Origin of the sequence: Streptomyces rishiriensis, assembly GCF_030815485.1 — a bacterium.
Taxonomy (GTDB): Bacteria; Actinomycetota; Actinomycetes; order Streptomycetales; family Streptomycetaceae; genus Streptomyces; species Streptomyces rishiriensis_A.
In genome coordinates, this window is the sequence record NZ_JAUSWV010000002.1 from 7,850,136 (window position 1) to 7,875,756 (window position 25,621).

Consider the following 25,621-nt stretch of genomic DNA (forward strand, 5'->3'; position numbering starts at 1 on the left):
TCAAGGAGGCACGATGCGTCGAGTACCCGAAGGCCGAAGGCCGTTCGCCCGGATGAGACGACGAGCGCGGTGGGTCGTCACCGCGCTCGCCGCGCTCACGCTGGTCGGCGGTACGGCACTGATGGCCACGGCCCCCGCGGCGGCCGCCGCACAGGCGTGGACGCCCAAACCGTCGCCGATGACCACCCCGTGGACGAACCAGGTCCCCACCGACACCCCCCTGCCCGAATATCCCCGCCCGCAGCTCACCCGCGCGGACTGGGCCAACCTCAACGGCATCTGGGACTTCGCGGTCACCTCGGCGGACGCCGGTCAGCCCGCCTCGTTCACCGAGCAGATCCGGGTTCCGTTCGTCGCCGAGTCCGCGCTCTCCGGCATCCAGCGCAAGATCACCCAGAACGACAAGCTCTGGTACAAGCGCACCTTCACCGTGCCGTCGAACTGGAACGGCCGTCGCGTCCAGCTCAACTTCGGCGCCAGTGACTGGCGCACCACCGTCTGGGTCAACGGCCGCCAGTCCGGAGCCGTCCACAGCGGCGGCTACGACGCGTTCACCCACGACATCACCGACCTGCTGAACGGCGGCACGAACACCCTCGTCGTCTCCGTCTGGGACCCCACCCAGACCGGCTCGCAGGCGGTCGGCAAGCAGCGCATCAACGACGTCGCCCCGCACGCCGGGGGCGGCATCTTCTACACCGCCGCGTCCGGCCTCTGGCAGACGGTGTGGCTGGAGCCGACCGCGCCCGCGTACGTCAGCCGCCTCGACCTGGTCCCGGACCCCGCGAACAGCCGCCTCAGGGTGACCGTCCGGGGCACCGGGACCAGCGGCCACCAGGCGCGGATCACCGTCTCCACCGCAGGCGCCGTGGTGGGCACGGCCACCGGCCCCGTCGGCGCCGAGTTCACCGTGGCGGTCCCGAACCCGCACCTGTGGAGCCCCGACGACCCGTTCCTCTACGACGTCCGGGCCGACCTGCTCTCCGGCGCCACGACCGTCGACTCGGTCGGCAGCTACACCGGCATGCGCACCATCGGCCTGGCCAGTGTGGGCGGCATGCAACGCCCGGTCCTGAACGGGAGGTTCGTCTTCCAGACCGGCACCCTCGATCAGGGCTACTGGCCGGACGGCATCTACACCGCGCCCACCGACGCCGCCCTCAAGTACGACCTCCAGAAGCACAAGGACCTGGGCTTCAACATGGTCCGCAAGCACATCAAGGTGGAACCGCAGCGCTGGTTCTACTGGGCCGACCGGCTCGGCCTGCTGGTCTGGCAGGACATGCCGGCCATGGACCTGCGCACTCCCGACGCCGCGGCGCGCACCCAGTGGGAGGCCGAGTACGACCGCGTCATCGACCAGCACCGCAGCTCGCCGTCCCTGGTGATGTGGGTCGACCAGAACGAGGGCTGGGGCCAGTACGACCAGGCCCGCATCGCCGCCGAGGTCAAGGCGTACGATCCGACGCGCCTGGTGAACAACATGAGCGGTGTCAACTGCTGCGGCTCGGTCGACGGCGGCAACGGCGACGTGGTCGACCACCATGTCTACGTGGGACCCGGCACGACCGTGCCCAGCCCGACCCGGGCCGCCGTGCTCGGCGAGTTCGGCGGACTCGGGTTCAAGGTCGCCGGACACGAGTGGTACCCGGGCGGCGGCTTCAGCTACGAGGACCAGCCCACGGCGGCGAACCTGAACAACCGGTTCGTGGGCCTGCTGGACGCGATCCGCGAGGTGCGCATGCCGCGCGGTCTGTCCGCGTCGGTCTACACCGAGATCACCGACGTCGAGAACGAGGCCAACGGCCTGCTCACCTACGACCGTCAGGTGGTCAAGGTCGACGAGGCCCGGGTCAGGGCCGCCAACCGCGCGCTCATCGACGCGTCCCAGGCCTCGACCACCCCGGTCACCCTGCCCGTGGGCCAGTACCACTCCCTGCGGGTGACGACCCCCGGCCATACGGACCGGTATCTGCGCCACCGGGACGGCGCGGTCTTCACGGAGGTCGTCACCGGTGGCAGTGACGCGTTGCTGAAGAACGACGCCACCTGGAAGGTCGTCCCCGGCCTGGCCGCCGGCGGCTGCTACAGCTTCGAGTCGCGCAACTACCCCGGCCAGTACCTGCGCCATCGCGACTACCGCGTCTACAGGGAGTCCGGCAGCACCGACCTGTTCCGCGCCGACGCCACCTTCTGCCCCGTGCGGGGCGCGAACGGCGCCGTGCGGCTGTCGGCGTACAACTTCCCCGAGCAGTATCTGCGCCACTTCAACGCCGAGTTGTGGCTGGCCACCCCGGGCGGTGCGCACGCCTGGGACAACCCCGTCCTGTTCACCGAGGACACGACGTGGTCCGTGGAGGCGCCCTGGGCGCCGTGAGCCCGGCGCAGCCGCCGTGGACGCAGCCGTCCCGGTGGCGGGAGTCCCTCTCCCGCCACCGGGACGGCTCGTCCACGCGGCTCGCCGTGGGTAACCTGCCCCCATGTCCGAGCCGCCACCCTTCAGCCCCACCATCACGCTGCTCACGGTGAGCCGGGTGTGGGAGTCCGCGTTCGCCGAGGGCCTGAAGCCGCTCGGGCTGACCACCCGCAAGTACGGGCTGCTGGGCCACGTCCGCGGGACTCCGGGCATCTCGTTCAGCGAACTCGCCCGACGTTCGCGCATCACCGTGCAGAGCGTGCACAGCGCGGTGGCGGCGTTCGTGGAGGCCGGGCTGGTCGACGACGGGACGGCGCACGCGGGATCCGCGTCGAGTCTGCGGGTCACCGCCGAGGGCGAGTCGCTGCTGGCCCGGGCCGCCGAGGTGGTCGCCCGCCTCGACGCGGAGTTCACCGCGCAACATCCCGAGCTGACCGAGTCCTTGCGTACCCAGCTGAGGCGGGCGGTGTCCGGGAACGCATGACCTTCAGCTAGCCTGAAGGTCATGGAGAACTCGTCGCTGTACGTCCCTGTCATGACAGAGGTCCTCTGCGCCCTACGACGGGAGGTGTGCGGCGCATGAGCTTCCGCCACTACCTGCGCCGACCGCCGGCCGTCACCGCGGCGGAGGCGATCCGGCTGGTCGCGGAGGGCGCGCTCGTCGTCGACGTCCGCCGCGAGTTCGAGTGGAACCGGGTGCACATCCCGGGCGCCGTGCACATGCCGCTCGAGGCCCTGCCCGACCGCTGCCCGGAGCTACCCGAGGACCGACTGCTCATCACCTTCTGCACCGGCGGCATCCGCTCCGCCGGTGCGGCGAACCTGCTGGTGGAGAACGGCTTCGAGGCCGTCAACATGAGCCGCGGCCTCGTCGACTGGCGGGCCGCCGGCGGGCCGCTCACCTCCCGGTGAACGGCCGGCACTGCACGGCCCCCTCGGCGTCGGTCACGCGCCGCCACGCGAGGTGAGCCGGCATCCGTCTGCGGCCGCCGGCGCCCACCGGCCCGCCGGGCGGGGCCGTGGTACCGGCCCCGGCGGCGGGCCGGTGGGCATGCACGGTGGTGCGCGTGCACGGTGGTGGAGCACATGAGGGTGGAGCGCACGGAGACAGCCCGGACGAGGGCCTTCTAGGGCTTCACCTCCGCGTACAGGGCGCTCACCTCCTCGGCGGTCAGCGCCCGGTCGACGGCGCGGACCTCGTCGACCGCGCCGTTCCAGAAGTCGACGTTCGAGCCGTCCCAGTGGGCGCGCCCCACGGTCAGCGGACCGGTGCTCGGAAGGGCGGTGCCGCCGGTGGCCGTCGCCGCGAGCTTTCCGTCGACGTACAGCCGGATCTGGTTGCTCGTGGCGTCCCGTACGCCGACCAGGTGGTACCAGCGTCCCGTCTCCGCGGAGACGGCCACCTGGGCGCGGTGCTCGCCGGGCGTGCTGAAGGCGAACGTGCCGTGCCCGTACTGGAGGTAGAACGCGTTGGCCGTGGCTCGGGAGTCCTGGCTGACGGCGGTCGCGTAGTTGCCGGGGATCTCGTCGAGCCGGACCCAGGCGGAGACCGAGTAGCCGCCGCTGGTGTCGAGCACCGGTCCGGCGGTCTCGGCGTACTGCTGCCGGCCGTCGAACTTCAGGGCGCTGCCGCTGACACCGGGGGTCCAGCCGGCGCCCTCGCGGAGGGTGAGTGGCCGGGCGCCGGGGCCCGCGTCCCGCGCGGTGGAGCCGGTGCCCTCGTCGAGGCCCCAGTGTCCGCCGCCCTTGAGCGGTCCCGCACGGCCCGCGGCGGCGCCGGCGGCGATCACCTGGCGGTTCACCTTCCGTACCGGGCCGGGATCGACCTTGATCTCACGGCGGTCGTACGTGTACAGGCCGTTCAGCTCGTTCTCCAGGTCGGTGATCTGCGTGTACACCGAGCCCGACAGCTCGGCGCCGGCCTGCTCGACGTAGAACCGCTCGGTGTTCTCGACGTACTTGGCGGTCAGCTCCTCCTTGGTGCCGACGCCGCTGTAGATCACCGTCGGGGCGCCCGGCCACATGTGGCCCGGAGTGCGCAGGACGAAGCCGCCGTGCTCGCCGTCCATCGCGGCCCGGCCGTCATCGGGGAAGGCGGGGTCGGTGTTGTTGTAGTCGTGATGGTCGATGATGTCGCCCTTGCCCGAATCACCCTTGGAGTTACAGCAGTTGACGCCACTGTGGGCGTTGACGACACGGGACGGGTCGGCGGCCCGGACGGACTCGGCGATGCGGCCGGTCTCCTCGCGGCTCCACTCGCCCCAGCCCTCGTTGAAGACGATCCAGCCGATGACGGAGGGCGAGTCGTGGTGCTGACGCACCATCTCCTTGCCCTGGTCGACGAAGGCCTTCCGGCCGGTGGTGTCGGTGATGTTGCCGGACACGAAGTCCTGCCAGACCAGCAGGCCGAGCCTGTCGGCGTGGTAGAACCAGCGCTGCGGTTCGACCTTGATGTGCTTGCGGACGGCGTTGAAGCCGAGCTTCTTGTGCGCCTCGAGGTCGAAGGCCAGGGCTTCGTCGCTGGGCGCGGTGTACAGGCCGTCGGGCCAGAAGCCCTGGTCGAGGGTGGCGAGGGAGAAGATCGGCTTGCCGTTGAGGACGAGCTTGTCGAAGCCGCCCACCTTCTCGACGCCGACCTCGCGCATGCCGAAGTAGCTGCCGACCCTGTCGGTCGACCTGCCGTCGGTGAGTGTGACGTCGAGGTCGTAGAGGTAGGGGTCGTCGGGGCTCCACAGATGCTGCTTCGCCACCGGCAGACGCAGTTCCTGGCCGGCCGGCCCGGTGACCTTGCCGACGACCCTGCCGCGGGCGTCGCGGGCGACGGCCTCGACCCGGGCGGCGGGGGAGGCGTCCTCGGAGTTCACCGTCACCGCGAGGGTGCCGGTGTCGATGTCCGGCGTCGTGACGATCTCGTCGACCGAGGCGGGCGCGACGGGCTCCATCCACACGGTCTGCCAGATGCCGGAGGTCTGGGTGTAGAAGATGCCGCCCGGGTTCGTGGACTGCTTGCCCATGGGCTGGTCGGCGCCTCCGGTGTCGGTGACGGCGACGACGATCTCCTGCGGGCCGGTGCCCTTGAGCGCGTCGGTGATGTCGGCGCTGAACGCGTTGTAGCCGCCGGTGTGTTCGGCGACCTTCGTGCCGTTGACGTAGACGCGGGCCTGGTAGTCGACGGCGCCGAAGTTGAGCCTGAGCCGGTCGGCCCGGCCGCTCTTGCCGACCTTCCAGCTCTTGGGCACGTCGACGAGTCGGCGGTAGAACATGTGGTCCTCGTGCCGTTCGAGACCGGACAGCTGGGACTCGACCGGGAACGGCACGACGATCTTCTCGCCGAGGTTCCTGCCGAAGACCGGTTCCTCTCCCGCCCGGGCCGCGCCGAACTGCCAAGTGCCGTTGAGATTCCACCACTTGGTCCGCACCTGCTGCGGGCGCGGGTACTCGGGCAGCGGATGCTTCTCGTCCAGTTCGTCGCCCCACTCGGTGGTGAGCCGGTGGGTGGAGGCGTTGTCCGCGTAGCGGATGACCTTCGGCACGTTCTCGCCGCCGGCCGTCAGGGAGCCCTCACCGTCGTAGGAGGCCCTGACCATCTGGTTCCGCTGGATCGGCTCCGCGAGGTCGACGTCGACGGCGGTGGGGTCGCCCGGGACGGCCGTCACCGATCTGATCGGCATGGCGGTGGTGTCGGCCTCGACCCCGATATGGTCCTCGATGCCTTCGAGCCCGCCCACCCTGCCTTCGAAGCGGGCACGCAGCCGCCGCCCGTTCTCGGCGACGGACATCTCGACCGGGTACACCTCGAAGTCGGCCGGTGGGGTGAACGCGGACATCGGCACGATCTGTTCGGACATCGTCGGCGTCGACCAACGCAGGTACATGTTGGCGCCGCCGGTGTCCTGGAACAGCTCCAGGCGGAAGTCGTGCTGCTCGCCCGCGGTCAGCCGGACGGCGGCGCTGGTCTGCTCGCGGTCCCAGTCGCCCACCCAGTGGTCGATGACGGCCCGGCCGTCGATGTAGAGACGGAAGCCGTTGTCGCCGATGGCGTGGAAGGTGTAGTCACCGGTGACCGGCGCCTCGATCCGGCCGGTCCAGCGCGCTGTGGTGTGCTCGGTCCTGCCGGTCAACTCCTGGAAGACGCCGGTCAGTCCGGAGAAGTTGATCTGCGGGTCGAGCAGAGTGCCGCCGAGCCGGTCGAAGTCCCGGGCGCCGGGCGCCGACATGCTGAAGTACTCGCCCTTCAGGCCGTGCGTCGTGACGGCCGGCTGTTCGGCGGCGGCCGCCGACGTGCCGGTCCGCGGCTCCGCGGCCGCCGCGCTGGGAAGCATCCCGCTCGGGGGCAGGATCAGGGCCGCCGCGGCGAGCAGCGCCCACACTCCGGCTCTGCGGCGGGTGTCGTGTCGTGTCATCGAACCCTTCCTCGTACAGAGGCCGTGACCACGCCCGGCGGGAGTCAGGGCTCCTGGCAGCAGTCCCGGGGGAGACGACTGCACACCGGTGACGGGACGCTCGGCGGCCTTTTCAACGTTGGAAATCCTGTGACAGCGGTATGACAGCACGCTCACAGAGGGAGTGTCCAGACCTCACGCAGCACTCGGTCGGACTGGCGTCACGAGGTCCGCAGGGCTCTCCGGTCCGCCGCAAGGGCGTCCGCGCGAAGGCGAGTTCGGCGCCGGCCCGCGATCCGCGCGGCCCTGGACCGCAGGCGGTCCCGGCCGCCCGTGAGGCCCCGTGCGGGCGGGACGTCGGTCGCCGGCGGACCCGACACCGGGCTCGGCGTCGGGCGCGGACAGCCCGCCGGCCGCGCCGGGCAGCCCGTACGACGACTCGGCGCGGCGGCCCCGCGCCGAGACCCTGCCCGGTGGTTCGAACCGTGAGACAGTCGTATGAGGCGCCGGAGTCGGCGAGGCCCGGGCGCAAGCGGTCCGAGGCGGTGGCCGCCGCCCGGACGTACGCAGACGGTGCCGCATCGGAGGTATGCGCGATGTCCGAGGCGAGTGAGGCGACCCGGGCCGACCGGGCCCTGAAAGCGAAGCATCGTGCCATGTGGGCGCTGGGGGACTACCCGCTCGTGGCGTCGGACGTCATCGCTGACCTGGGACCGGAGCTGGTCCGGGAGAGCGGCGTCAGGCCGGGGAGCCGCGTGCTCGACGTCGCGGCCGGCTCGGGGAACGCCGCCGTCCCCGCCGCCCTCGTCGGGGCCGACGTGGTCGCTCTGGACCTGACCCCGGAACTGCTGGAGGCCGGCCGCCGGCTCGCCGCGGAGCGCGGTGTCGAGCTGGAGTGGCGCGAGGGAGACGCCGAGGAACTGCCGTTCGCGGACGCGGACTTCGACACGGTGGTGTCGTGCGTCGGCGTGATGTTCGCCCCGCACCACCAGCGGGCCGCCGACGAACTGGTCCGCGTCTGCCGACCCGGCGGGAGGATCGGCCTCGTCAACTGGACGCCCGAAGGGTTCATCGGGCAGATGTTCGCCACCATGCGCCCGTACGCGCCCCCGCCGCCGCCCGGCGCGCAGCCGCCGCCGCTGTGGGGCGACGAGAGTCATGTGCGCGCTCTGCTCGGCGACAGGGTCACCGGCGTCGACGCCCGTCGCCGGATGCTGCGCATCAACCTGTTCGCCGGCCCGGAGGAGTTCCGGGAGTTCTTCAAACGCTGCTACGGCCCGACCGTCGCGGTCTACACCGCCATCGCCGGTGACCCCGAGAAGGTCACCGCCCTCGACACGGCGCTCGCCGATCTGGCCGCCCGGCATCTCGCGGACGGGGCCATGGAATGGGAGTACCTGCTGGTCACGGCCGACAGGACCGCCGACTAGGGAGGTCCTGGAAAGGTCGTACGGCACTCGCGTGCCCCGGCTGGTGGGCCCCCGGTGACCGGGAGCCCACCGGCCGTGCTCAGTAGGCGTCGATGCGTCCCGCCGGTCCGTTCGGGGTACCGGTGATCGTGAACTGCGAGCCCGGTTCGATCAGTACGTCACCCTGGGCCGAGCCGGTGATCGTCACGCCGGACAGGGTCGCGCCGCCGCGGGCGCCGCTCATCGCGAGGATGCCGGAGCCGTTGTTGGACTGGTCGATGCGCACGTTCGTGATCTTGACGCCCGGCATCGCGCCGCCGCCCGTCTTGAACTGGATGCCGTCGTACGTCGAGTCGCGGATCTCGGTGTCCCGGATGGTGACGCCCGGGATGTCCTGGCCCTGAGCGAACAGGGTGATCGCGCCGAACTCCTGGTCCTCGTTCCAGAACGCGCCGCCCGTGCGGTACAGGGCGTTGCCCGCGATCAGGGTCTCACCGCTGAAGGGCAGCGGGTCGTGGTCGGTGGCCAGCATGATGCCCGGGTAGTTCATGGTGTCGGAGACCACGTTGTTCTCGATGGTGTTGCCGTGACCGCCGTACACCGCGATGCCGTTGGCCCGCCAGGGCAGCTGGACCGTGTTGTTGCGGAAGTGGTTGTCGTGGCCGACGTCCACCGAGGTGTCCTTCACGTACTTGCTGGCCCACACGGCGAGCGCGTCGTCGCCGGTGTTGCGGAAGGAGGAGTTGTAGACGGTGGAGTTGCGGGTGCCGTTGGCGAAGTTGATGCCGTCGGCGTAGGTGTCGCGGATGCGTACGCCGGAGAACTCCAGTCCGTCGCCGGGGCCCCACAGCTCGGGGATGTTGGAGTAGTCGCGTCCCGCCCAGACACCGACGTTGGCATGCTCGATCCACACGTTGGTGATCTTCGTACCCTTGCCGAAGCGCCCGTTGAGACCGACGCCGCCCTCGGCGTTGCCGTCGCCGCCGCGGATGGTGCCCGAGCCGAAGATGGCGATGTCGGAGATCTGGGTGTTGGAGTCGATGTCGAAGCCGAAGTTGCCCTCGTGCGGGTGGTTGATGCCGCCCGCCTCCTGCGGCGGGGTCAGGGTGTACAGCTGGGAGTGCCACATGCCCGCGCCGCGGACGGTGACGTCCCGGATGCCCACCTGGTTGAACTGCCCCCGGTTCAGCGGGTCGTCGGTGAGGATCTTCTGCTCCTGACGCCACTGTCCGGCCGGAATCCACACGCAGGAGATCTGGCCGTTCTGGTCGGCGGTGACCGCCCGCTGGATGGCGTCGGTGTCGTCGATTCCGTCGTTGGGTACGGCGCCGTACTCGGTGATCGAGGTGCAGCCGGCCGGCTTGGACGCGGCGGGAGCCACCTGCTCCAGATCGACGAGATCGATCACCTGGAAGGCGGCCGAGTCGCCCGCGTCGCGCTGGAGGCGGAACACGGTGCCCGGCGGGTAGCTCTTCGACAGCAGCGCGTGTGACTCGTCGAACAGGCGCCGCGCGTCACCGCCGGGCCGGTTGGTCAGACCCTCCGGGTCGTCGGTGGTGCCGTACAGCCAGCTGTGCTTGGACGACAGGGTCAGCTTCTGCACGAAGGCGCCGTCCGCGTACAGGCTGACGGTGGCGTCCGCGCCGCCGCCGGACGCGGCGTCCGGAACCGAGTTGCGCACCACGACCGAGTTGGCCGCGTTGGTGGAGGTGAACTCCACGTACTGGCCGGTCGAGGTGAGCCGGACCGACTTGCGGCCGGAGGACTCGGTGGCGAAGTTGGTGTGCCCGAAGGTCCGCTGGGCGTCCGAGCTCAGGAGGGTGCCGGTGTACCGCCCGTCCTCCGCCTCGTACTCGGTGTAGGGCACGGCGGCGCCGCGTCCCACCACCAGGGACTTGGCGAGGATGTTGTTGTTCTCGTTCGTCTCGGCGACGACGCCGGTGGCGTCGGCGGTCGCGGTGAGGGTCGCCCCGCCCGCCGTGGCCGTCCACGTCCCGCTGATCGCCACGTTCACCGTGGCGTCGGGGGCCACCTGGCCGGTGGCGCCGTCGAGGGTGGCCGAGCCGGCCTGGAGCCGCGTCACCGAGCCGGCCGGAGCCGCACTGATCCCACGGTTGTGCACGGCGACGGTGAAGGAGACGGCCTGGCCGACGGCAGGGTTGGCCGGACTGGTGCTGATCGAGCGCACCTCCAGGTCCGGCCCCGGCGCCTGGGTGACGACCAGTCTGTTCGCCGCCGTACGGCTGTTGTTGCCGTCGTCCAGCTCCGGGACGGTGTTCCGGGGGTCGACGACGGCCGACACGCCGTAACTGCCCGCCGCACGGGTGCCCGTGGCGACCTCCGCGGTGGCCGAGGCGCCGGGGTCCAGTGCCGGGACGGCGGCGCTGCCGGCGACCGTGCCCTCCACACTGACGTCGACGGTGGTGGCGGCGGAGCGCCCGGTGCCCGCGTTGCGCACGGTGGCCCTGACGGTGACCGCGTCCCGCTCGCTGGGCGCGGCCGGCGTCCAGTCCAGCGTGGTGAGCGTGAGGTCGGGGGCGGGTGCGGCGGTGCCCACGACCTGGAACTCGGCGACCTGTCCGCCGGGCGCACCGGAGTTGGCGGTGAAGTGCAGCCGTACGTCGGACCAGCGGCCGCTGACCGGAACGGTGACCGTGTTGCCGCTCGACGGGCTGAAGGAGTACGACTTCGCCGCCGCCAGCGAGGTGAAGCCGCTCGCGGACTGCTGCCGGCCGAGTACCTGGAAGGTCTGGGTGCGGGCCGCCCACACCGGGTCGGGGTTGAGCTTGACCGCCACGCCGGTCACGTCGGCGTCGGCGCCGAGCTTGACGGTGAGGTCCGAGGGATGACCGGCCGCCTCCCAGTAGGTGGAGACGGAGTCGTCGGTGGCGTTGGCCGCCACATAGGTCTGCGCGGTGGAAGTGGCCTCGACCGGTTTGTTGCGGGCCAGGTTGGCGCCGGCCGGCGGCGGATCGCCCGGATCCGTGCCGCCGTCCTCGCCGTACACCTCCAGCTCGGAGAGCTGCGCGGCGTTCCACCCGGTGTTGCCGGAGACGTCGACGCGGACGTACCGCACGTCCGCCGGGGAGGCGAGGGCGACGGACACCGTATTGGCCTGGGCCGGGTCGAACACCCGGACCGCCGAGGCCGCGAGCGTGCTGAAGCCGGCACCGTCGCTGCTGCCCAGCAGTGACAGGGTCTCGTTGCGGCTGCCCCACCCGGTCGGGAGCTTGAGCACCACCCGGTCCACTTCCCGGGCCGCGCCGAGATCGACCTGCGCCCACTGCGGGAAGGAGCCGGCCGGGCCCTCCCAGTAGGAGGCCTGGGCGCCGTCGGTGAGGTTACGGGCGGGGTATTCGGCGTGCGCCCCGCCGGCGGTGGCGGGACGGCCGAGGGCGAGGTTGACGTCGGCCGCGGCGGTCGCCGCCCGGGCCGGGGCGGCGAAGGCCAGCGGCAGCAGGCCGGTCGACAGGAGCCCGGCGACGACCGCGCCGGTCACGGGCCGGCGGCCCGGTGGTCTCCAACTCATGAGGTCCTCTGTTCGGTCGGTGAACACGGGGGAGGGCACGGCGGATCGGCCCCGGAGGGGAGGCGCGGGAGGTGCGGAAACGCATGAAGTGCAGGGGGTGCGGAGGGAGAGCGCGGAGCGGCCCGGGAGGGCCGGCCCGAGGAGGAGCCACCGTCGTGCACGCAAATTGAGTTGAACAGTCGATTCTTTGCGGAAAGTACGCCCACAGGCTTCTAGCGTGTCTCCGCTTTGTCAACGGTCCCGGCAGTAGCGGGAGTTGACCACGCAAGCGGCTTGCGTACCGTGCCGATCCGCTTGCGTCATCGCGAAAGCCCGTACGAAAGTGGCTGATCCGGCCCCTGGGCAGGTTGTCGCGGAGACGGGCGGGCCGGATGCGTACCTGTCCCGACGGTGGACGAACCTCTGTCGGTCTGCAACTCTCTGAGCGATTCACGCAAAAGCGGTGTCCTGCCCCGCACATTGAGGCGTGTCCGGTGCATCGCCGAGCCACCCGTCCACCAACCGCGTCCCTCCGCGCCACGGCGGACGGGACGGAGATCGGGGAGAGATGAGACCGAAGCGCAGAGGACGGCGGGCCCTGGCCGCCGTCCTCACGACCAGCCTGCTGATGCTGGGCGTGTCGTCACTGACCGCCGCCACGGCGGCCGACGGCCCCAACCTCGCTGCCGGACGGCCCACCGCGGCCAGCAGCTCGCACGCCGAGTACGCGTCCCGCAACGTCACCGACGGGGACCAGGCCTCCTACTGGCAGAGCGCCGGCGGGACCCTGCCGCAATGGGTCCAGGCCGACCTCGGCTCCACCGCCCGCGTCGACGAGGTCGTGCTGAAGCTGCCCGCGTCCTGGGAGAACCGCAACCAGACCCTGTCCGTGCAGGGCAGTGCCGACGGCACCGGCTTCAGCACCCTGAAGGCGTCCGCCACCTACACCTTCAGCCCCGGCTCGGCCAACACCGTCACGGTGTCCTTCCCGGCGGGACAGACCCGCTACGTACGGGTGGAGATCACCGCCAACACCGGCTGGCAGGCCGCCCAGCTCTCGGAACTGGAGGTGCACGCGGCGGGTGAGTCCTCCACCGACCTCGCCCGCGGCCGTACCCTCACCGCGAGCAGTCACACCGAGACCTACGTGCCGGCCAACGCCGCCGACGGCAACAAGGCCAGCTACTGGGAGAGCCGCAACAACGAACTCCCGCAGTGGATCCGGGCCGACCTCGGTTCCTCCCTCGGCGTCAACCGGGTGGTGCTCGAGCTGCCCGACGGCTGGGGCGCCCGCACCCAGACCCTGAAGATCCAGGGCAGCGCCGACGGAACCGACTTCACCGACCTGACGGCGTCGAGGGCGTACCAGTTCGCCCCGGTGGACGGGAACACGGTGACGATCACCTTCGACACCGCCACCACGCGCTACGTCCGAGTCCTCGTCACCGCCAACACCGGTCAGCCGGCTGCCCAGTTGTCCGCGCTGGAGGTCTACGGCCCGGCGACGGGTGACACCCAGGCGCCCACCGCGCCGACGAATCTGGCGTTCACCGAGCCGTCCGCCGGGCAGATCCGGCTGGCCTGGAACGCCTCCACCGACAACACCGCCGTCACCGGCTACGACGTGTACGCCGACAACACCCTGCTGACCTCGGTCGCCGGCAACGTCACCACGTACACCGACACGCGGCCCGCGAGCGCCACGGTGTCCTACTTCGTGCGCGCGAAGGACGCCGCCGGGAACGTCTCCGGCAACAGCGACACCGTCGTCCGCCGCGGCGCGACGGGCGACACCCAGGCGCCCACCGCTCCGGCGAACCTGGCGTTCACCGAGCCGTCCGCCGGGCAGATCCGGCTGGCCTGGAACGCCTCCACCGACAACACCGCCGTCACCGGCTACGACGTCTACGCCAACAACTCCCTGCTCGCCACCGTCGCGGGCAACGTGACCACCTACACCGACAACCGCCCCGCCACCGCGACCGTGTCGTATGCCGTGCGGGCGAAGGACGCGGCCGGGAACGTCTCCGGCGCCAGCAACACCGTCACACGTACCGGGACCTCCGGCCCTGGCTCCAACCTCGCGGTCGGCAAACCCGTCACGGCCTCCTCGACCGTGCACACCTTCGTGGCCGAGAACGCCAACGACAACTCCACCGCCACCTACTGGGAGGGCTCCGGCCACCCCGCCACACTGACCGTCAAGCTCGGTGCGAACGCCGACGTCACCTCGCTGGTCCTGCGCCTCGACCCGGACAGCTCCTGGGGTCCGCGTACCCAGACCGTCCAGGTGCTCGGGCGTGAGCAGTCCGCGAGCGGCTACACCTCGCTGGTCGCCGCCAAGGACTACGCCTTCAGCCCGGCGAGCGGCAACACCGTGACCGTCCCGGTCACCGCGCGGATCGCCGACGTCCAGCTGAGGTTCACCGCCAACTCCGGTGCTCCCGCCGGGCAGATCGCCGAGTTCCAGGTGATCGGCACCGCCGCGCCCAACCCCGATCTGGAGGTCACCTCGCTGACCGCCTCGCCGGCCTCGCCCGTCGAGTCGGACACCATCGCCCTGTCCGCCACCGTCCGCAACGGCGGCGAGACCGCCGCGCCCGCCAGCAGTCTCGCGCTGCGGCTGAACGGCACCAAGGTCGCCACCGCCCCGGTGGGCGCCCTGGCCGCGGGCGCGCAGACCACCGTCAGCGCCTCGATCGGCGCCCGTGACACGGGGACCTACCAGCTCAGCGCCGTCGCCGACGACGGCGGCACGGTGATCGAGCAGAACGAGACCAACAACACCTACACGGCGTCCACCGCGCTCACCGTGCGTCCGGTCAGCAGTTCCGATCTGGTCCCGGTGGTGACCACGGCCCCGTCCGGTCCGGCCGCGGGCGACACGGTCACCTTCCGGGTCGCCGTGCGCAATCAGGGCACCGTCGCCTCGGCGGGCGGCGCCCACGCGCTCACCCTCGCCCTGGTCGACTCCAAGGGAGCGACCGTCCGCACCCTGACCGGCTCCCACGACGGGGCGATCGCCGCCGGGGCCACCACCGCACCGGTCACCCTCGGGACCTGGACCGCCGCCAACGGCACCTACACGGTGCGCGCGACGGTCGCGGCCGACGGCAACGAACTGCCCGTGAAACGGGAGAACAACACCGTCGAACAGTCCCTGTTCGTCGGGCGCGGCGCCAACATGCCGTACGACCTGTACGAGGCCGAGGACGGCGCCACGGGCGGCGGCGCCACCACCGTCGGCCCCAACCGCACCGTCGGCGACCTCGCGGGCGAGGCGTCCGGCCGCAAGGCCGTCACCCTCGACAGCACCGGCCAGTACGTGGAGTTCACCACCCGGGCGGCCACCAACACCCTGGTGACCCGCTTCTCGATTCCCGACGCCGCGGGCGGCGGCGGTACCGACGCCACCTTGAACGTCTACGTCGACGGCGCTCTCCGCAAGGCCCTGCCGCTCACCTCGCGCTACGCCTGGCTGTACGGCGCCGAGGCCTCGCCCGGCAACGCGCCGTCCGCGGGCGCCCCGCGCCACATCTACGACGAGGCGCACCTGATGCTGGGCGAGACCGTCCCCGCGGGTGCGAAGATCCGGCTCCAGAAGGACACCGCCAACACCTCGCGCTACGCGATCGACTTCGTCAGCCTGGAGCAGGTCGCGCCCGTCGCCAACCCCGACCCGGCGGCGTACGCCGTCCCGGCCGGCCTCACCCACCAGGACGTGCAGAACGCCCTCGACCGGGTCCGTATGGACACCACCGGCAAGCTCACCGGCGTCTACCTGCCGCCGGGCGACTACCGGACCTCGTCCAAGTTCCAGGTGTACGGCAAGGCGGTGCAGGTCGTCGGCGCCGGGCCCTGGTACACCCAGTTCCACGCGCCGGACGGGCAGGAGAACACCGACATCGGCTTCCGTGCCGAGGCGAGCGCCAAGGGCTCCGCGTTCCGCGGCTTCGCCTACTTCGGCAACTACACCTCGCGCATCGACGGGCCGGGCAAGGTGTTCGACTTCGCCAACGTGTCGGACATCGTCATCGACAACACCTGGACCGAGCACATGGTCTGCCTGTACTGGGGCGCCAACACCGACCGGATGACGATCAGCAACGCGCGCATCCGCGACACGTTCGCCGACGGCGTCAACATGACCAACGGGTCGACGGACAACCACGTCGTCAACAACGAGTCCCGCTCCTCCGGCGACGACAGCTTCGCGCTGTTCTCGGCCATCGACGCGGGCGGCGCCGACATGAAGGGCAACGTCTACGAGAACCTGACCTCGCTGCTGACCTGGCGGGCCGCGGGCATCGCCGTGTACGGCGGCTACGACAACACCTTCCGCAACATCCACATCGCCGACACCCTGGTCTATTCCGGCATCACCATCAGCTCGCTGGACTTCGGCTATCCGATGAACGGCTTCGGCACCGACCCGACGACGGTGGAGAACGTCTCCGTGGTCCGCTCGGGCGGGCACTTCTGGGGTGCTCAGACCTTCCCCGGCATCTGGTTGTTCTCGGCGTCCAAGGTGTTCCAGGGCATCCGCGTCAACGACGTCGACATCGTCGACCCGACCTACTCCGGAATCATGTTCCAGACGCAGTACGTCGGCGGGCAGCCGGTGAACCCGATCAAGGACACCGTCCTCACCGACATCTCGGTCACCGGCGCCCGCAGAAGCGGTGACGCCTTCGACGCCAGGTCCGGCTTCGGACTGTGGGCGAACGAGCTGCCCGAGGCAGGCCAGGGCCCGGCGGTCGGCGAGGTCACGTTCAACGGGCTGCGGCTGAACGGCAATGCCGTGGACATCCGGAACACCACCTCCACCTTCAAGATCAACATCAACCCCTGATCACCGGCCCGCAAGAGAGCCATGGATTCTGACGGAAAATGAACAGGAAGGCCTTGGTTGGCGCAAGCCGTTTGCACGGCTTGCGCTAGCCTTGCGCCCATGACGCGACGACTTGCTCAGGTTGCCAAGAAGGTAGGGGTCAGCGAGGCCACGGTCAGCCGGGTGCTCAACGGCAAGCCGGGGGTCTCCGAGACCACCCGTCAGTCGGTGCTGACCGCGCTGGACGTGCTCGGCTACGAGCGTCCCACCCAGCTGCGCGGTGAACGCGCCCGCCTGGTGGGGCTCGTCCTGCCGGAGCTCCAGAACCCGATCTTCCCGCTGCTCGCCGAGGTCATCGGCGGCGCGCTGGCCCAGCAGGGACTGACCCCCGTGCTGTGCACCCAGACCAAGGGCGGCGTCTCCGAGGCGGACTACGTCGATCTCCTGCTCCAGCAGCACGTCTCCGGCGTGGTCTTCGCCGGAGGGCTGTTCGCCCAGGCCGACGCCCCGCACGACCACTACCGGCAGCTGGCCGAACGGCGCATCCCGGTGGTCCTGATCAACGCGCCCGTGGAGGAGCTGGACTTCCCCTGCGTGTCCTGCGACGACGCCGTCGCGGTGGAACAGGCCTGGCGCCATCTCTCGCTGCTGGGCCACGAGCGCATCGGGGTGGTCCTCGGACCCCGCGACCACATGCCCTCCCGGCGCAAGCTCGCGGCGGCCCGGGCGGCGGCCGAGGCGGCCGGTTCCGCGCTGCCCGACGAGCGGGTGGAACGCTCGATGTTCTCCCTGGAAGGCGGCCAGGCGGCCACCTCCCGCCTGCTGGACCGCGGGGTCACCGGCATCATCTGCGCCAGCGACCCGCTGGCCCTCGGGGCCATCAGGGCCGCCCGGCGGCGTGGCCTCGCGGTGCCCGAGCAGGTGTCCGTCGTCGGCTTCGACGACTCCGCCTTCATGAACTGCACGGAGCCCCCGCTGTCCACTGTGCGCCAGCCCATCGAGGCCATGGGGCGCGCCGCCGTGGATCTGCTGTGCACCCAGATCCAGGGCGGCGAAGTACCGCCCGGTGAGCTGCTGTTCGAGCCCGAACTGGTGGTGCGCGGCTCCACGGCCCAGGCTCCGCGCGACTGAGGAAGTCCCTCCCGTCCGGCCCGCTCCTCGCTCCACCGCGCCCGTCACGTCATCGGCCGGCCCACGGACCCCGTGGGCCGGCCGCGTCATGTCGCACCGGTCCGCGGGCGCCGTCGGGCGGCCCGGGAAACGGTACGCCGTGTTCCGCGTCGGACGCGGACTTGCAGTGAATCGCCAGGCATCGGCCGCTCCATCTGCATTGCTCTGTCAAGCAATTACGAAATCAGCGCGAGATATTGCGCAGTCTTGTTGGCGGTGATTGAGTGTGCGGCGCCCCACCTCGTACCGGCGAGGGGCGCCTTCCACGTTCATGCCCGAAGGGGACCACCCATGAGAAGAGCTCGGTTCCGCCGCACCCGCCGCGCAGGCGCGGTCACCCTCGTCTCCGCCCTCACACTGACGGCGCTCGCCGCCTGCGGCACGAGCAGCAGCGACGACGGCGACGACGGCGACGGGAACAGCGCGAACGCCAACCCCGCCGCGCCGCTGGACCCCAAGACCAAGGTGACCATCACCATCGACTGCATGCCGCCGGCGGCCAAGAAGGCCGAGCTCAAGGAGTGGAACGAGGACGTCAAGGAGTTCAACAAGACGTACCCCAACGTCACCGTGCAGGGCCGCTCCACCCCGGGCCAGTGCCTGGAACCGCCGCGGTTCACCGCGATGCTCAAGGCGAAGTCCCAACCCGACGTGTTCTACACCTACTTCACCGACCTCGACCAGGTCCTCGACAACGACGGCGCCCAGGACATCAGCGCCTACGTCAACGACACGACCGTGCCGCTGCTGAAGGACATCGACCCGGACGTCCTCGGCTCGCTCAAGAAGGACGGCAAGCTCTACGGCCTGCCCACCAGCAACTACCGGATGGGCCTGCTCATCAACCGCTCGCTCTTCGAGCGGGCCGGCCTCGACCCCGACACCCCGCCCGCCACCTGGGAGGACGTCCGGGCGGCGGCCAAGAGGATCGCCGGACTCGGCGGCGGCGTGGCCGGCTTCGGCGAGTACAGCGCCGGCAACACCGGCGGCTGGCACTTCACCGCGCAGATGTACAGCCTCGGCGGTGAGGTAGTCGACGCCTCCGGCACGAAGGCCGCGTTCAACGACGCGACCGGCAAGCAGGTCGCCCAGAACCTCCACGCGATGCGCTGGGAGGACGACGCCATGGGCAAGACCCAGCTGCTGAAGTGGGGCGACCTCCAAAAGCAGATCGCCACCGACAAGCTCGGCATGTTCCTCGCCGCGCCCGACGACGTGACCTACATGGTCCAGCAACTCGGCGCCAAGTACGAGAACTTCGGCATGGGCCCGATACCCGGCGGCAAGAACACCCTCGCCGGCGGCAACAACTACATGATCAAGAAGGGCATCTCGTCCGACAAGGTGAAGGCCGCGATCGCCTGGCTCAACTTCAAGTTCACCACCGTCGGCAAGGGACAGTACGACTGGGAGCGCACCAAGGCCGACAGCCTCCCCGTCGGACTCCCGCAGCCCAACCTGTGGCTGAACGACAGCAAGGCCAAGGACGACGCCGCCCGTCAGCAGTTCGCCACCATGCCGGTGCAGAACTTCAAGGCCTTCATGGACAACCCGGTCCCGGGCAAGGCCGAACCCCCGAAGGCGCAGGAGATCTACAAGGTCCTCGACAACGTGATGTCCGGCATCCTCACCAACAAGGACGCCGACATCGACAAGCTCCTGTCGACGGCGGAGACCCAGGTGAACCAGGTCCTCGCCAACCAGTGACCCCCGGGGGCCGGGCGGTCTCCCGCCGCCCGGCTCGTGAGCGCGCCGACAAACTCCCCCTTTCGGATCCTGCCGGGGGTCGCGGGGTCCGGCACGCACATCGAATGAAGGGCCCGGGCCCACCCCCACCCGGTGGGCCCGGCGCCCGGCCGCCCCCGTCACGCATCCGGACCGCCGCGTCCGGCGACCCGCTGTCCGACCGAGGAGCACCCATGTCGGCCCCCACCCTCACCCAGGACCCGGCGGCCAAGGAACGCCGTCCCCGCCGACCGCGAGCCGGCGCCGTCCGGCCCCCGGCCCAAGGCTTCGGCAAGGCCCTGCGCCGCAATGTCACCGCCCACGGATTCCTCATCGGCGCGGTGCTCTGCTTCGCCTTCTTCTCCTGGTACCCGATCGTCCGCGAGTTCCTGCTGGCCTTCCAGAAGACCGAGGACGGCCAGGTCAGCTGGACCGGCTGGGACAACTTCGTCACCATCTGGAACGACCCCGCCTTCGGCCAGGCCTGGCGCAACACCCTCTGGTTCACGGCCCTCGCACTCGTCCTGGGCTTCGCCGTCCCCTTCGTCACAGCCCTCGTCATCAACGAGTTCCGGCACGGCCAGGGCTACCTGCGGCTCCTGGTCTACCTGCCCGTCATGCTGCCGCCCACCGCGTCCGTGCTGCTCTTCAAGTACCTGTACGACCCCGGCTACGGCATGTTCAACGAGGTGCTGGACGCCTTCGGCATCCCCGCCCAGCAGTGGCTCCAGGACCCCGACACCGCGATGCTCTCCGTCGTCGTCGCCTCCACCTGGATGAACATGGGCGGCGCGACCCTCATCTACCTGGCCGCGCTCCAGGGCGTCCCGGGCGAACTGTACGAGGCCGCCGAACTCGACGGGGCCGGCCTGCTGCGCAAGGTGTGGCACGTGACGATCCCGCAGACCCGGCTGATCCTGGCGCTGATGCTGCTCATGCAGATCATCGCCACCATGCAGGTCTTCATCGAGCCCTTCCTGCTGACCGGCGGCGCGGGACCCGAGGGGTCCACCACGACCGTCGTCTACCTGATCTACCAGTACGCCTTCAACTTCAACAACTACGGTGCCGCGGCCGCGCTCGGCCTGATCCTGCTCGTACTGCTGGCCGCCTTCTCGGCCGTGTACACCAGGCTCAACCGCGCCACGGAAGAGTAGGACCGGGGGAGACACGGACATGTCCACACGCACGCTCATCTCGCCCGCCGCCCTCGCCCGCCCGCGCGGCAGGCTGCTCTACTGGCTGTGCTTCGCGCTCGTCGTCGTCCTGTTCACGCTGGCCTTCCTCGGCCCGCTGTACTGGATGGTGTCCGGCGGCCTCAAGACCACCCAGGAAGCCGTCCAGACACCCCCGACCTGGGTGCCCGGCTCCGTCCACCCGGAGAACTACCAGCGGGCCTGGGAGGTGATGGACCTCGCCCGCCTGCTCCTCAACACCCTCTACTACGCCTTCGGCGCGCTCGCCTTCCAGCTGGTGCTGGACGTCGCCGCCGCCTACTCCCTGTCCAAGCTGCGGCCGGTCCTCGGCAAGGCGATCCTCGGGATGATGCTCGTCACCCTGATGATCCCGGCGACCGTGCTCGTCGTCCCTCAGTACCTCACCGTGCTGGACGTGCCGATCGTCGAACGCAACCTGCTCAACTCGCCCTGGGCGATCTGGCTGCCCTCGGTGACCAACGCCTTCAACATCTTCCTGCTGAAGCGGTTCTTCGACTCCATCCCGAAGGAACTCCTGGACGCGGCCTCCATGGACGGCGCAGGGCCGCTGCGCGTCCTGTGGTCCATCGTCCTGCCGATCTCCCGGCCCATCCTCGGCGTGGTGTCCATCTTCGCCGTCGTCGGCGTCTGGAAGGACTTCCTCTGGCCGATGCTGGTGCTGCCCGACCCCACCGGCCAGACCCTCGCCGTCGGCATCTACTCGCTCGCCACCAGCGTGCCCGAGAACGTGCTCATCGCCGCCCTCACCATCGCCTCCCTGCCGACCCTGCTGCTGTTCCTGCTCTTCCAGCGCAACATCATGAGCGGACTCACCGCGGGCGGCCTCAAGGGCTGAATCCGACAGCCCCGCCCGGCGCCGGCGGCCACCGGCTCAGCCCGCCGGCCGTGGCCGCCCCGCCCGGCCCGGTCCGTCGGTACCCCTTCCGATCCTCCGCCGCCGCCCCGTCCTCGACGCCCCGCTGTCCGGGGCGGCGGCGGAGACCCACCCCTGCCCCGAAAGGACCGTCACGTGGCAGCCCCGCACCCCGACAAGACCCCCGCCCCTTCGGACGACTGGTGGCGTGGCGCTGCCATCTACCAGGTGTACCCCCGCAGTTTCGCCGACGGCGACGGCGACGGCACCGGGGACCTGGCGGGCGTACGGGCGAGACTGCCCTACCTCGCCGAACTCGGCGTGGACGCCATCTGGTTCACCCCGTGGTACCTCTCCCCGCTCGCCGACGGCGGCTACGACGTCGCCGACTACCGCACCATCGACCCCGCCTTCGGCACCCTCGACGAGGCCGAGAAACTGATCGGGGAGGCCCGGGACCTCGGCATCCGCACCATCGTCGACATCGTCCCCAACCACGTCTCCGACCAGCATCCCTGGTTCCGGGCCGCGCTCGCCGCCGGACCGGGCAGCCCCGAGCGCAAACTGTTCCACTTCCGCCCCGGACGCGGCGAGCACGGCGAACTGCCGCCCAACGACTGGCCGTCGCAGTTCGCCGGCCGGACCTGGACCCGGGTCGAGGACGGCGAGTGGTACCTGCACCTGTTCACCCCCCAGCAGCCCGACCTCAACTGGGCCCACCCGGCGGTCCGCGAGGAACACGAGGACGTGCTGCGCTTCTGGTTCGAGCGGGGCGTGGCCGGCGTCCGCATCGACTCGGCCGCCCTGCCGGCCAAGGACCCCGACCTGCCGGACTTCGTCGAGGGCCGCGACCCCCACCCGTACATCGACCGCGACGAACTGCACGAGATCTACCGCTCCTGGCGGAGCGTCGCCGACGCCTACGACGGCGTCTTCGTCGGCGAGGTCTGGCTGCCGGACGCCGAGCGCTTCGCCCGCTACCTGCGCCCCGACGAACTGCACACCGCCTTCAACTTCAACTTCCTGGCCTGCCCCTGGGACGCGGACCGGCTGCGCGCCGCCATCGACGACACCCTGGCCGAGCACGCCCCGGTCGGCGCCCCCGCCACCTGGGTGCTGTGCAACCACGACGTGACGCGCACGGTCACCCGCTACGGCCGTGCGGACACCGGATTCGACTTCGCGACCAAGGCGTACGACACCCCGACCGACCTGACGCTCGGCACCCGCCGGGCCCGCGCCGCAGCCCTCCTCACCCTCGCGCTGCCCGGCTCCGTCTACCTCTACCAGGGCGAGGAACTCGGTCTGCCCGAGGCGGACATACCGCGCGAACGCATCCAGGACCCGATGCACTTCCGCTCCGGTGGCGCCGATCCGGGCCGCGACGGCTGCCGGGTCCCGCTGCCCTGGACCGCCGACGCCCCGTACGCGGGCTTCGGCTCGCGCACCGAGCCCTGGCTGCCGCAACCCGCGAGCTGGCCCGCGTACGCGGCCGACCTCCAGGCCGCCGATCCCGGCTCGATGCTCGTCCTCTACCGCACCGCGCTGCGGCTGCGCCGTACCGAGGCGGGCCTCGGCGACGGCCGGCTGGAGTGGCTGCCCGCTCCCGCCGGGGTCCTCGCGTTCCGGCGGGCGCCCGGCCTGCTCTGCGTGGTCAACCTGGCGGCCGCCCCGGCGGCCCTGCCCGAGCACGATCACGTGCTGCTCGCCAGTGGCCCGCTGGACGCCGAGGGCCGACTGCCGGGTGACACCGCGGTCTGGCTGCGCGGGTGAGGGGCACGCACACCGCCGTCCGGACGGGGGCGGGGCCGGGGCGGGCGCCGGGCCGGGGGCCTTCCCGCCCCCGGCCCGGCACCGTGCGGCGAACGGTCCGCCGTCGCGCCCGGCGTGTGGTGAGGCCGCCGCGATGATGACGGCCGACGACGTGCTGTCCGTGCTGGCGCTGCTGCGGCGCGCGGACGCCGACGCCTGGATCGGGGGCGGCTGGGGCATCGACGCCCTGGTGGGGGAGCAGACCCGCGACCACCGGGACCTGGACCTGATGCACCGCTCGGACCAGGAGCCCGACGTGGTGGCCGCCCTGGCGGCGGCGGGATTCGCCGAGACGCTCGACCAGCGGCCCGTACGGTTCGTCGTCACGGACGCCGCCGGACGGGCGATCGACCTCCACCCGCTGGTGTTCGCCGCCGACGGCTGCGCCACGCAGGCCTCGTTCGACCCCGGACGGCCGTTCCGCTACCCGGCCTCCTGCTTCGTGACCGGCACCATCGCCGCGAGCACGGTCCCGTGCCTCTCCGCCGCCCAACAGGTCCACTTCCACCAGGGCTACGAGCCGACCGCACGCGACCTGCACGACATGGGCCTTCTGCGCAGGACGTTCGGCATCGCCACTCACTTCGACCCCTGAGGGGCCGGGCCGGGCCGGGTCGGCGAGGGCACGCCGTCGCCCGGCCCGCACCGGCCCGCCGAACCACCGGCGGACCGCCGCCTGGCGGTCCGACGGCGTGGCCCGCCGCTCAGGCCTGGCGGGAGTGCAGGGGATCATGGGCGACCTCGTCCGGACACCTGCCGCGCGACCGACGCGCCTGCCGGTCCCGCCGCCAGTCGACGGTCGCGAGGGCCAGCGACGCACCCATGCCCGCCAGGGCGGCGACCATGGCGAGAGCGAGCGCGCCGCGGTAGTCGTCGCCCGTCCCGAGCACCACGTAGTACAGGCCGGGCAGGGCCGCGGTGCCCACGGCGGCGCCGAGGCGCTGACCGGTCTGCAGGGCGCCGCCCGCCGCGCCCGCCATCCGCACGGGCACGTCCCGCAGGGTCATGGTGATGTTCGGCGAGACCACGAAACCACCGCCGATGCCGCCGAGGAACAGCAGCGGGGCGGCTGCCCAGGGGGCGATGCCGAGGGGCGCGAAGCGGAGCAGCAGCGCGGCACCGCCCAGGCCGGTGATCACGCCCGTGAGGCCGCACACGGTGAGCAGCCGGCCGAACCGGTCCACCAGCCGGCCGGCGACGACGGCCGCGCCGGCCGATCCGACGGCGAAGGGCGTCACGGCGAGCCCGGAGCGCAGCGGCGAGAAGTCGAGCCCGCGCTGGTAGAAGAGGGCGAAGACCAGCCAGACCCCGCTGAAGCCGATGAAGTACAGGGTGCCGACCGCGGCGCCGACGGCGTAACCGCGCACCGTGGTGAACAGACGGGGATCGAGCAGCGGCTGGGCGCCGCGGGCGACGAGACGGCGCTGCCACCACACGAAGCCGCTGAGCAGTGCGGCGCCGAGGAGGAACAGCCACCACAGCCGGCTCAGCCCGCCGGAGTCCGCCTGGACCAGCGGATACATGAACGCGAGGACGCCGAGACCGAGGAGCGCGACGCCGGTCACGTCCACACGTCCCCGGCCGGACGGCTGGGTGCGGGGCAGCAGACGGCGGCCGAGCAGGACGGCCAGCACGCCGATGGGGACGTTGACGTAGAAGATCCAGCGCCAGCCCTCGGAGCCGGAGGCCAGCGCGAGGATGACGCCGCCGGTGAGGGGGCCGACGGCGGAGGAGATGCCGACGGTGGCGCCGAAGAAGCCGAAGGCCCGTCCGCGTTCGGCGCCGCTGAACATCTGCTGGATGAGCGCGGAGTTCTGCGGAGCCATGAAGCCGGCCGCGAGGCCATGGGCGAGGCGGGCCACCACCAGCCAGGTGATGTCCGGGGCGGCGCCGCAGGCCGCACTGAAGACCACGAAGCCGCTCAGGGCCAGCAAAAAGATGCGGCGGCGGTCCAGGGCGTCCCCGAGGCGGCCGGCGGTGACCAGAGCGAGCGCGAAGGTGAGGGCGTACCCGGAGACGACCCATTGCACCTGGGCGGCGGACGCGTGCAGCTCGCGCTGGACGGTGGGCAGGGCGACCGCCACGATCGTCACGTCCAGCAGACTCATGAAGCCTGCCACCAGGGTGACCCACAGAGCCCGCCACCGGTTCGGGTCCCGCTCGGAACCGCTCTCCTGAGCCGACGGACTCCCGTTCTTCGCCGACGCCGTCACAAGGCCTCCTCTCGCCGGGCCGCGTCCGGGGCACTGGTCACGGACACCGGTCACGCCGTGGGAGCGCCCCGTGCGAGACGCAGCC

14 protein-coding genes are annotated in these 25,621 nt (G+C 71.2%); 11 read left to right on the forward strand and 3 right to left on the reverse strand.

The genetic code is table 11. The annotated features are described in order from the left end of the window. Positions 1-52 precede the first annotated feature (52 nt). The 3 genes from QF030_RS37250 to QF030_RS37260 all read left to right on the forward strand — a co-directional run bounded on the left by QF030_RS37250 (position 53) and on the right by QF030_RS37260 (position 3,328). Entirely contained in the window at positions 53-2,377 is a 2,325-nt protein-coding gene (locus tag QF030_RS37250; protein WP_307166967.1) for an AbfB domain-containing protein, read from the forward strand. A 103-nt stretch (positions 2,378-2,480) separates the two neighbouring features. After that, on the forward strand, positions 2,481-2,900 hold the full coding sequence (locus tag QF030_RS37255; RefSeq protein ID WP_307166968.1) for a MarR family winged helix-turn-helix transcriptional regulator: 420 nt from the start codon (positions 2,481-2,483) through the stop codon (positions 2,898-2,900). A gap of 95 nt (positions 2,901-2,995) precedes the next feature. Further along, on the forward strand, positions 2,996-3,328 hold the full coding sequence (locus QF030_RS37260; protein ID WP_307166969.1) for a rhodanese-like domain-containing protein: 333 nt from the start codon (positions 2,996-2,998) through the stop codon (positions 3,326-3,328). Between the two features lie 215 nt (positions 3,329-3,543). On the opposite strand, the gene QF030_RS37265 is transcribed toward QF030_RS37260, so the two are convergent. Beyond that, on the reverse strand, positions 3,544-6,819 hold the full coding sequence (locus QF030_RS37265) for a LamG-like jellyroll fold domain-containing protein (protein ID WP_307166970.1): 3,276 nt from the start codon (positions 6,817-6,819) through the stop codon (positions 3,544-3,546). Between the two features lie 575 nt (positions 6,820-7,394). Between QF030_RS37265 and QF030_RS37270 the strand changes: the two genes are divergently transcribed. Further along, a complete protein-coding gene (locus QF030_RS37270; protein WP_307166971.1) occupies positions 7,395-8,228 on the forward strand; it encodes a class I SAM-dependent methyltransferase in 834 nt (277 codons plus the stop codon). Positions 8,229-8,307: 79 nt separating this feature from the next. Here the strand turns inward: QF030_RS37270 and QF030_RS37275 are convergent, their stop codons facing one another. After that, positions 8,308-11,736 carry a CARDB domain-containing protein gene (locus QF030_RS37275; protein WP_307166972.1) on the reverse strand — a complete coding sequence of 1,143 codons (3,429 nt, stop codon included), beginning with the start codon at positions 11,734-11,736 and terminating at the stop codon, positions 8,308-8,310. A gap of 547 nt (positions 11,737-12,283) precedes the next feature. Between QF030_RS37275 and QF030_RS37280 the strand changes: the two genes are divergently transcribed. From QF030_RS37280 to QF030_RS37310, 7 genes are all read left to right on the forward strand, one after another. Beyond that, positions 12,284-16,567, forward strand: coding sequence for a discoidin domain-containing protein (locus QF030_RS37280; protein WP_307166973.1), 4,284 nt, complete (start codon positions 12,284-12,286; stop codon positions 16,565-16,567). Positions 16,568-16,666: 99 nt separating this feature from the next. Then, positions 16,667-17,677 (forward strand): LacI family DNA-binding transcriptional regulator, encoded by a 1,011-nt coding sequence (locus QF030_RS37285; RefSeq protein WP_307166974.1) that lies wholly within the window; start codon positions 16,667-16,669, stop codon positions 17,675-17,677. Positions 17,678-18,007: 330 nt separating this feature from the next. Further along, positions 18,008-19,423: an ABC transporter substrate-binding protein gene (locus tag QF030_RS37290; RefSeq protein ID WP_307166975.1), complete on the forward strand. Its 1,416-nt coding sequence runs from the start codon at positions 18,008-18,010 to the stop codon at positions 19,421-19,423. A 212-nt stretch (positions 19,424-19,635) separates the two neighbouring features. Beyond that, entirely contained in the window at positions 19,636-20,598 is a 963-nt protein-coding gene (locus QF030_RS37295) for a carbohydrate ABC transporter permease (protein ID WP_307166976.1), read from the forward strand. Positions 20,599-20,617: 19 nt separating this feature from the next. Beyond that, positions 20,618-21,493, forward strand: a complete 876-nt coding sequence (locus QF030_RS37300) for a carbohydrate ABC transporter permease (RefSeq protein WP_307166977.1) — start codon at positions 20,618-20,620, stop codon at positions 21,491-21,493. Positions 21,494-21,667: 174 nt separating this feature from the next. Then, positions 21,668-23,284 (forward strand): glycoside hydrolase family 13 protein, encoded by a 1,617-nt coding sequence (locus tag QF030_RS37305; RefSeq protein WP_307166978.1) that lies wholly within the window; start codon positions 21,668-21,670, stop codon positions 23,282-23,284. Positions 23,285-23,420: 136 nt separating this feature from the next. Then, a complete protein-coding gene (locus QF030_RS37310; RefSeq protein ID WP_307167829.1) occupies positions 23,421-23,918 on the forward strand; it encodes a nucleotidyltransferase domain-containing protein in 498 nt (165 codons plus the stop codon). 109 nt (positions 23,919-24,027) lie between these two features. Here QF030_RS37310 and QF030_RS37315 read toward each other — a convergent pair whose 3' ends face one another. After that, on the reverse strand, positions 24,028-25,536 hold the full coding sequence (locus QF030_RS37315; RefSeq protein ID WP_307166979.1) for an MFS transporter: 1,509 nt from the start codon (positions 25,534-25,536) through the stop codon (positions 24,028-24,030). Positions 25,537-25,621: the final 85 nt, after the last annotated feature.

Excerpts from the sequence above, each read along its gene's own strand:
- QF030_RS37260 (WP_307166969.1), top strand. The coding sequence starts at position 2,996 with ATGAGCTTCCGCCACTACCTGCGCCGACCGCCGGCCGTCACCGCGGCG.
- QF030_RS37265 (WP_307166970.1), bottom strand. The coding sequence starts at position 6,819 with ATGACACGACACGACACCCGCCGCAGAGCCGGAGTGTGGGCGCTGCTC.
- QF030_RS37275 (WP_307166972.1), bottom strand. The coding sequence starts at position 11,736 with ATGAGTTGGAGACCACCGGGCCGCCGGCCCGTGACCGGCGCGGTCGTC.
- QF030_RS37280 (WP_307166973.1), top strand. The coding sequence starts at position 12,284 with ATGAGACCGAAGCGCAGAGGACGGCGGGCCCTGGCCGCCGTCCTCACG.
- QF030_RS37255 (WP_307166968.1), top strand. The coding sequence starts at position 2,481 with ATGTCCGAGCCGCCACCCTTCAGCCCCACCATCACGCTGCTCACGGTG.
- QF030_RS37310 (WP_307167829.1), top strand. The coding sequence starts at position 23,421 with ATGACGGCCGACGACGTGCTGTCCGTGCTGGCGCTGCTGCGGCGCGCG.
- QF030_RS37250 (WP_307166967.1), top strand. The coding sequence starts at position 53 with ATGAGACGACGAGCGCGGTGGGTCGTCACCGCGCTCGCCGCGCTCACG.
- QF030_RS37295 (WP_307166976.1), top strand. The coding sequence starts at position 19,636 with ATGTCGGCCCCCACCCTCACCCAGGACCCGGCGGCCAAGGAACGCCGT.
- QF030_RS37285 (WP_307166974.1), top strand. The coding sequence starts at position 16,667 with ATGACGCGACGACTTGCTCAGGTTGCCAAGAAGGTAGGGGTCAGCGAG.
- QF030_RS37270 (WP_307166971.1), top strand. The coding sequence starts at position 7,395 with ATGTCCGAGGCGAGTGAGGCGACCCGGGCCGACCGGGCCCTGAAAGCG.
- QF030_RS37290 (WP_307166975.1), top strand. The coding sequence starts at position 18,008 with ATGAGAAGAGCTCGGTTCCGCCGCACCCGCCGCGCAGGCGCGGTCACC.
- QF030_RS37300 (WP_307166977.1), top strand. The coding sequence starts at position 20,618 with ATGTCCACACGCACGCTCATCTCGCCCGCCGCCCTCGCCCGCCCGCGC.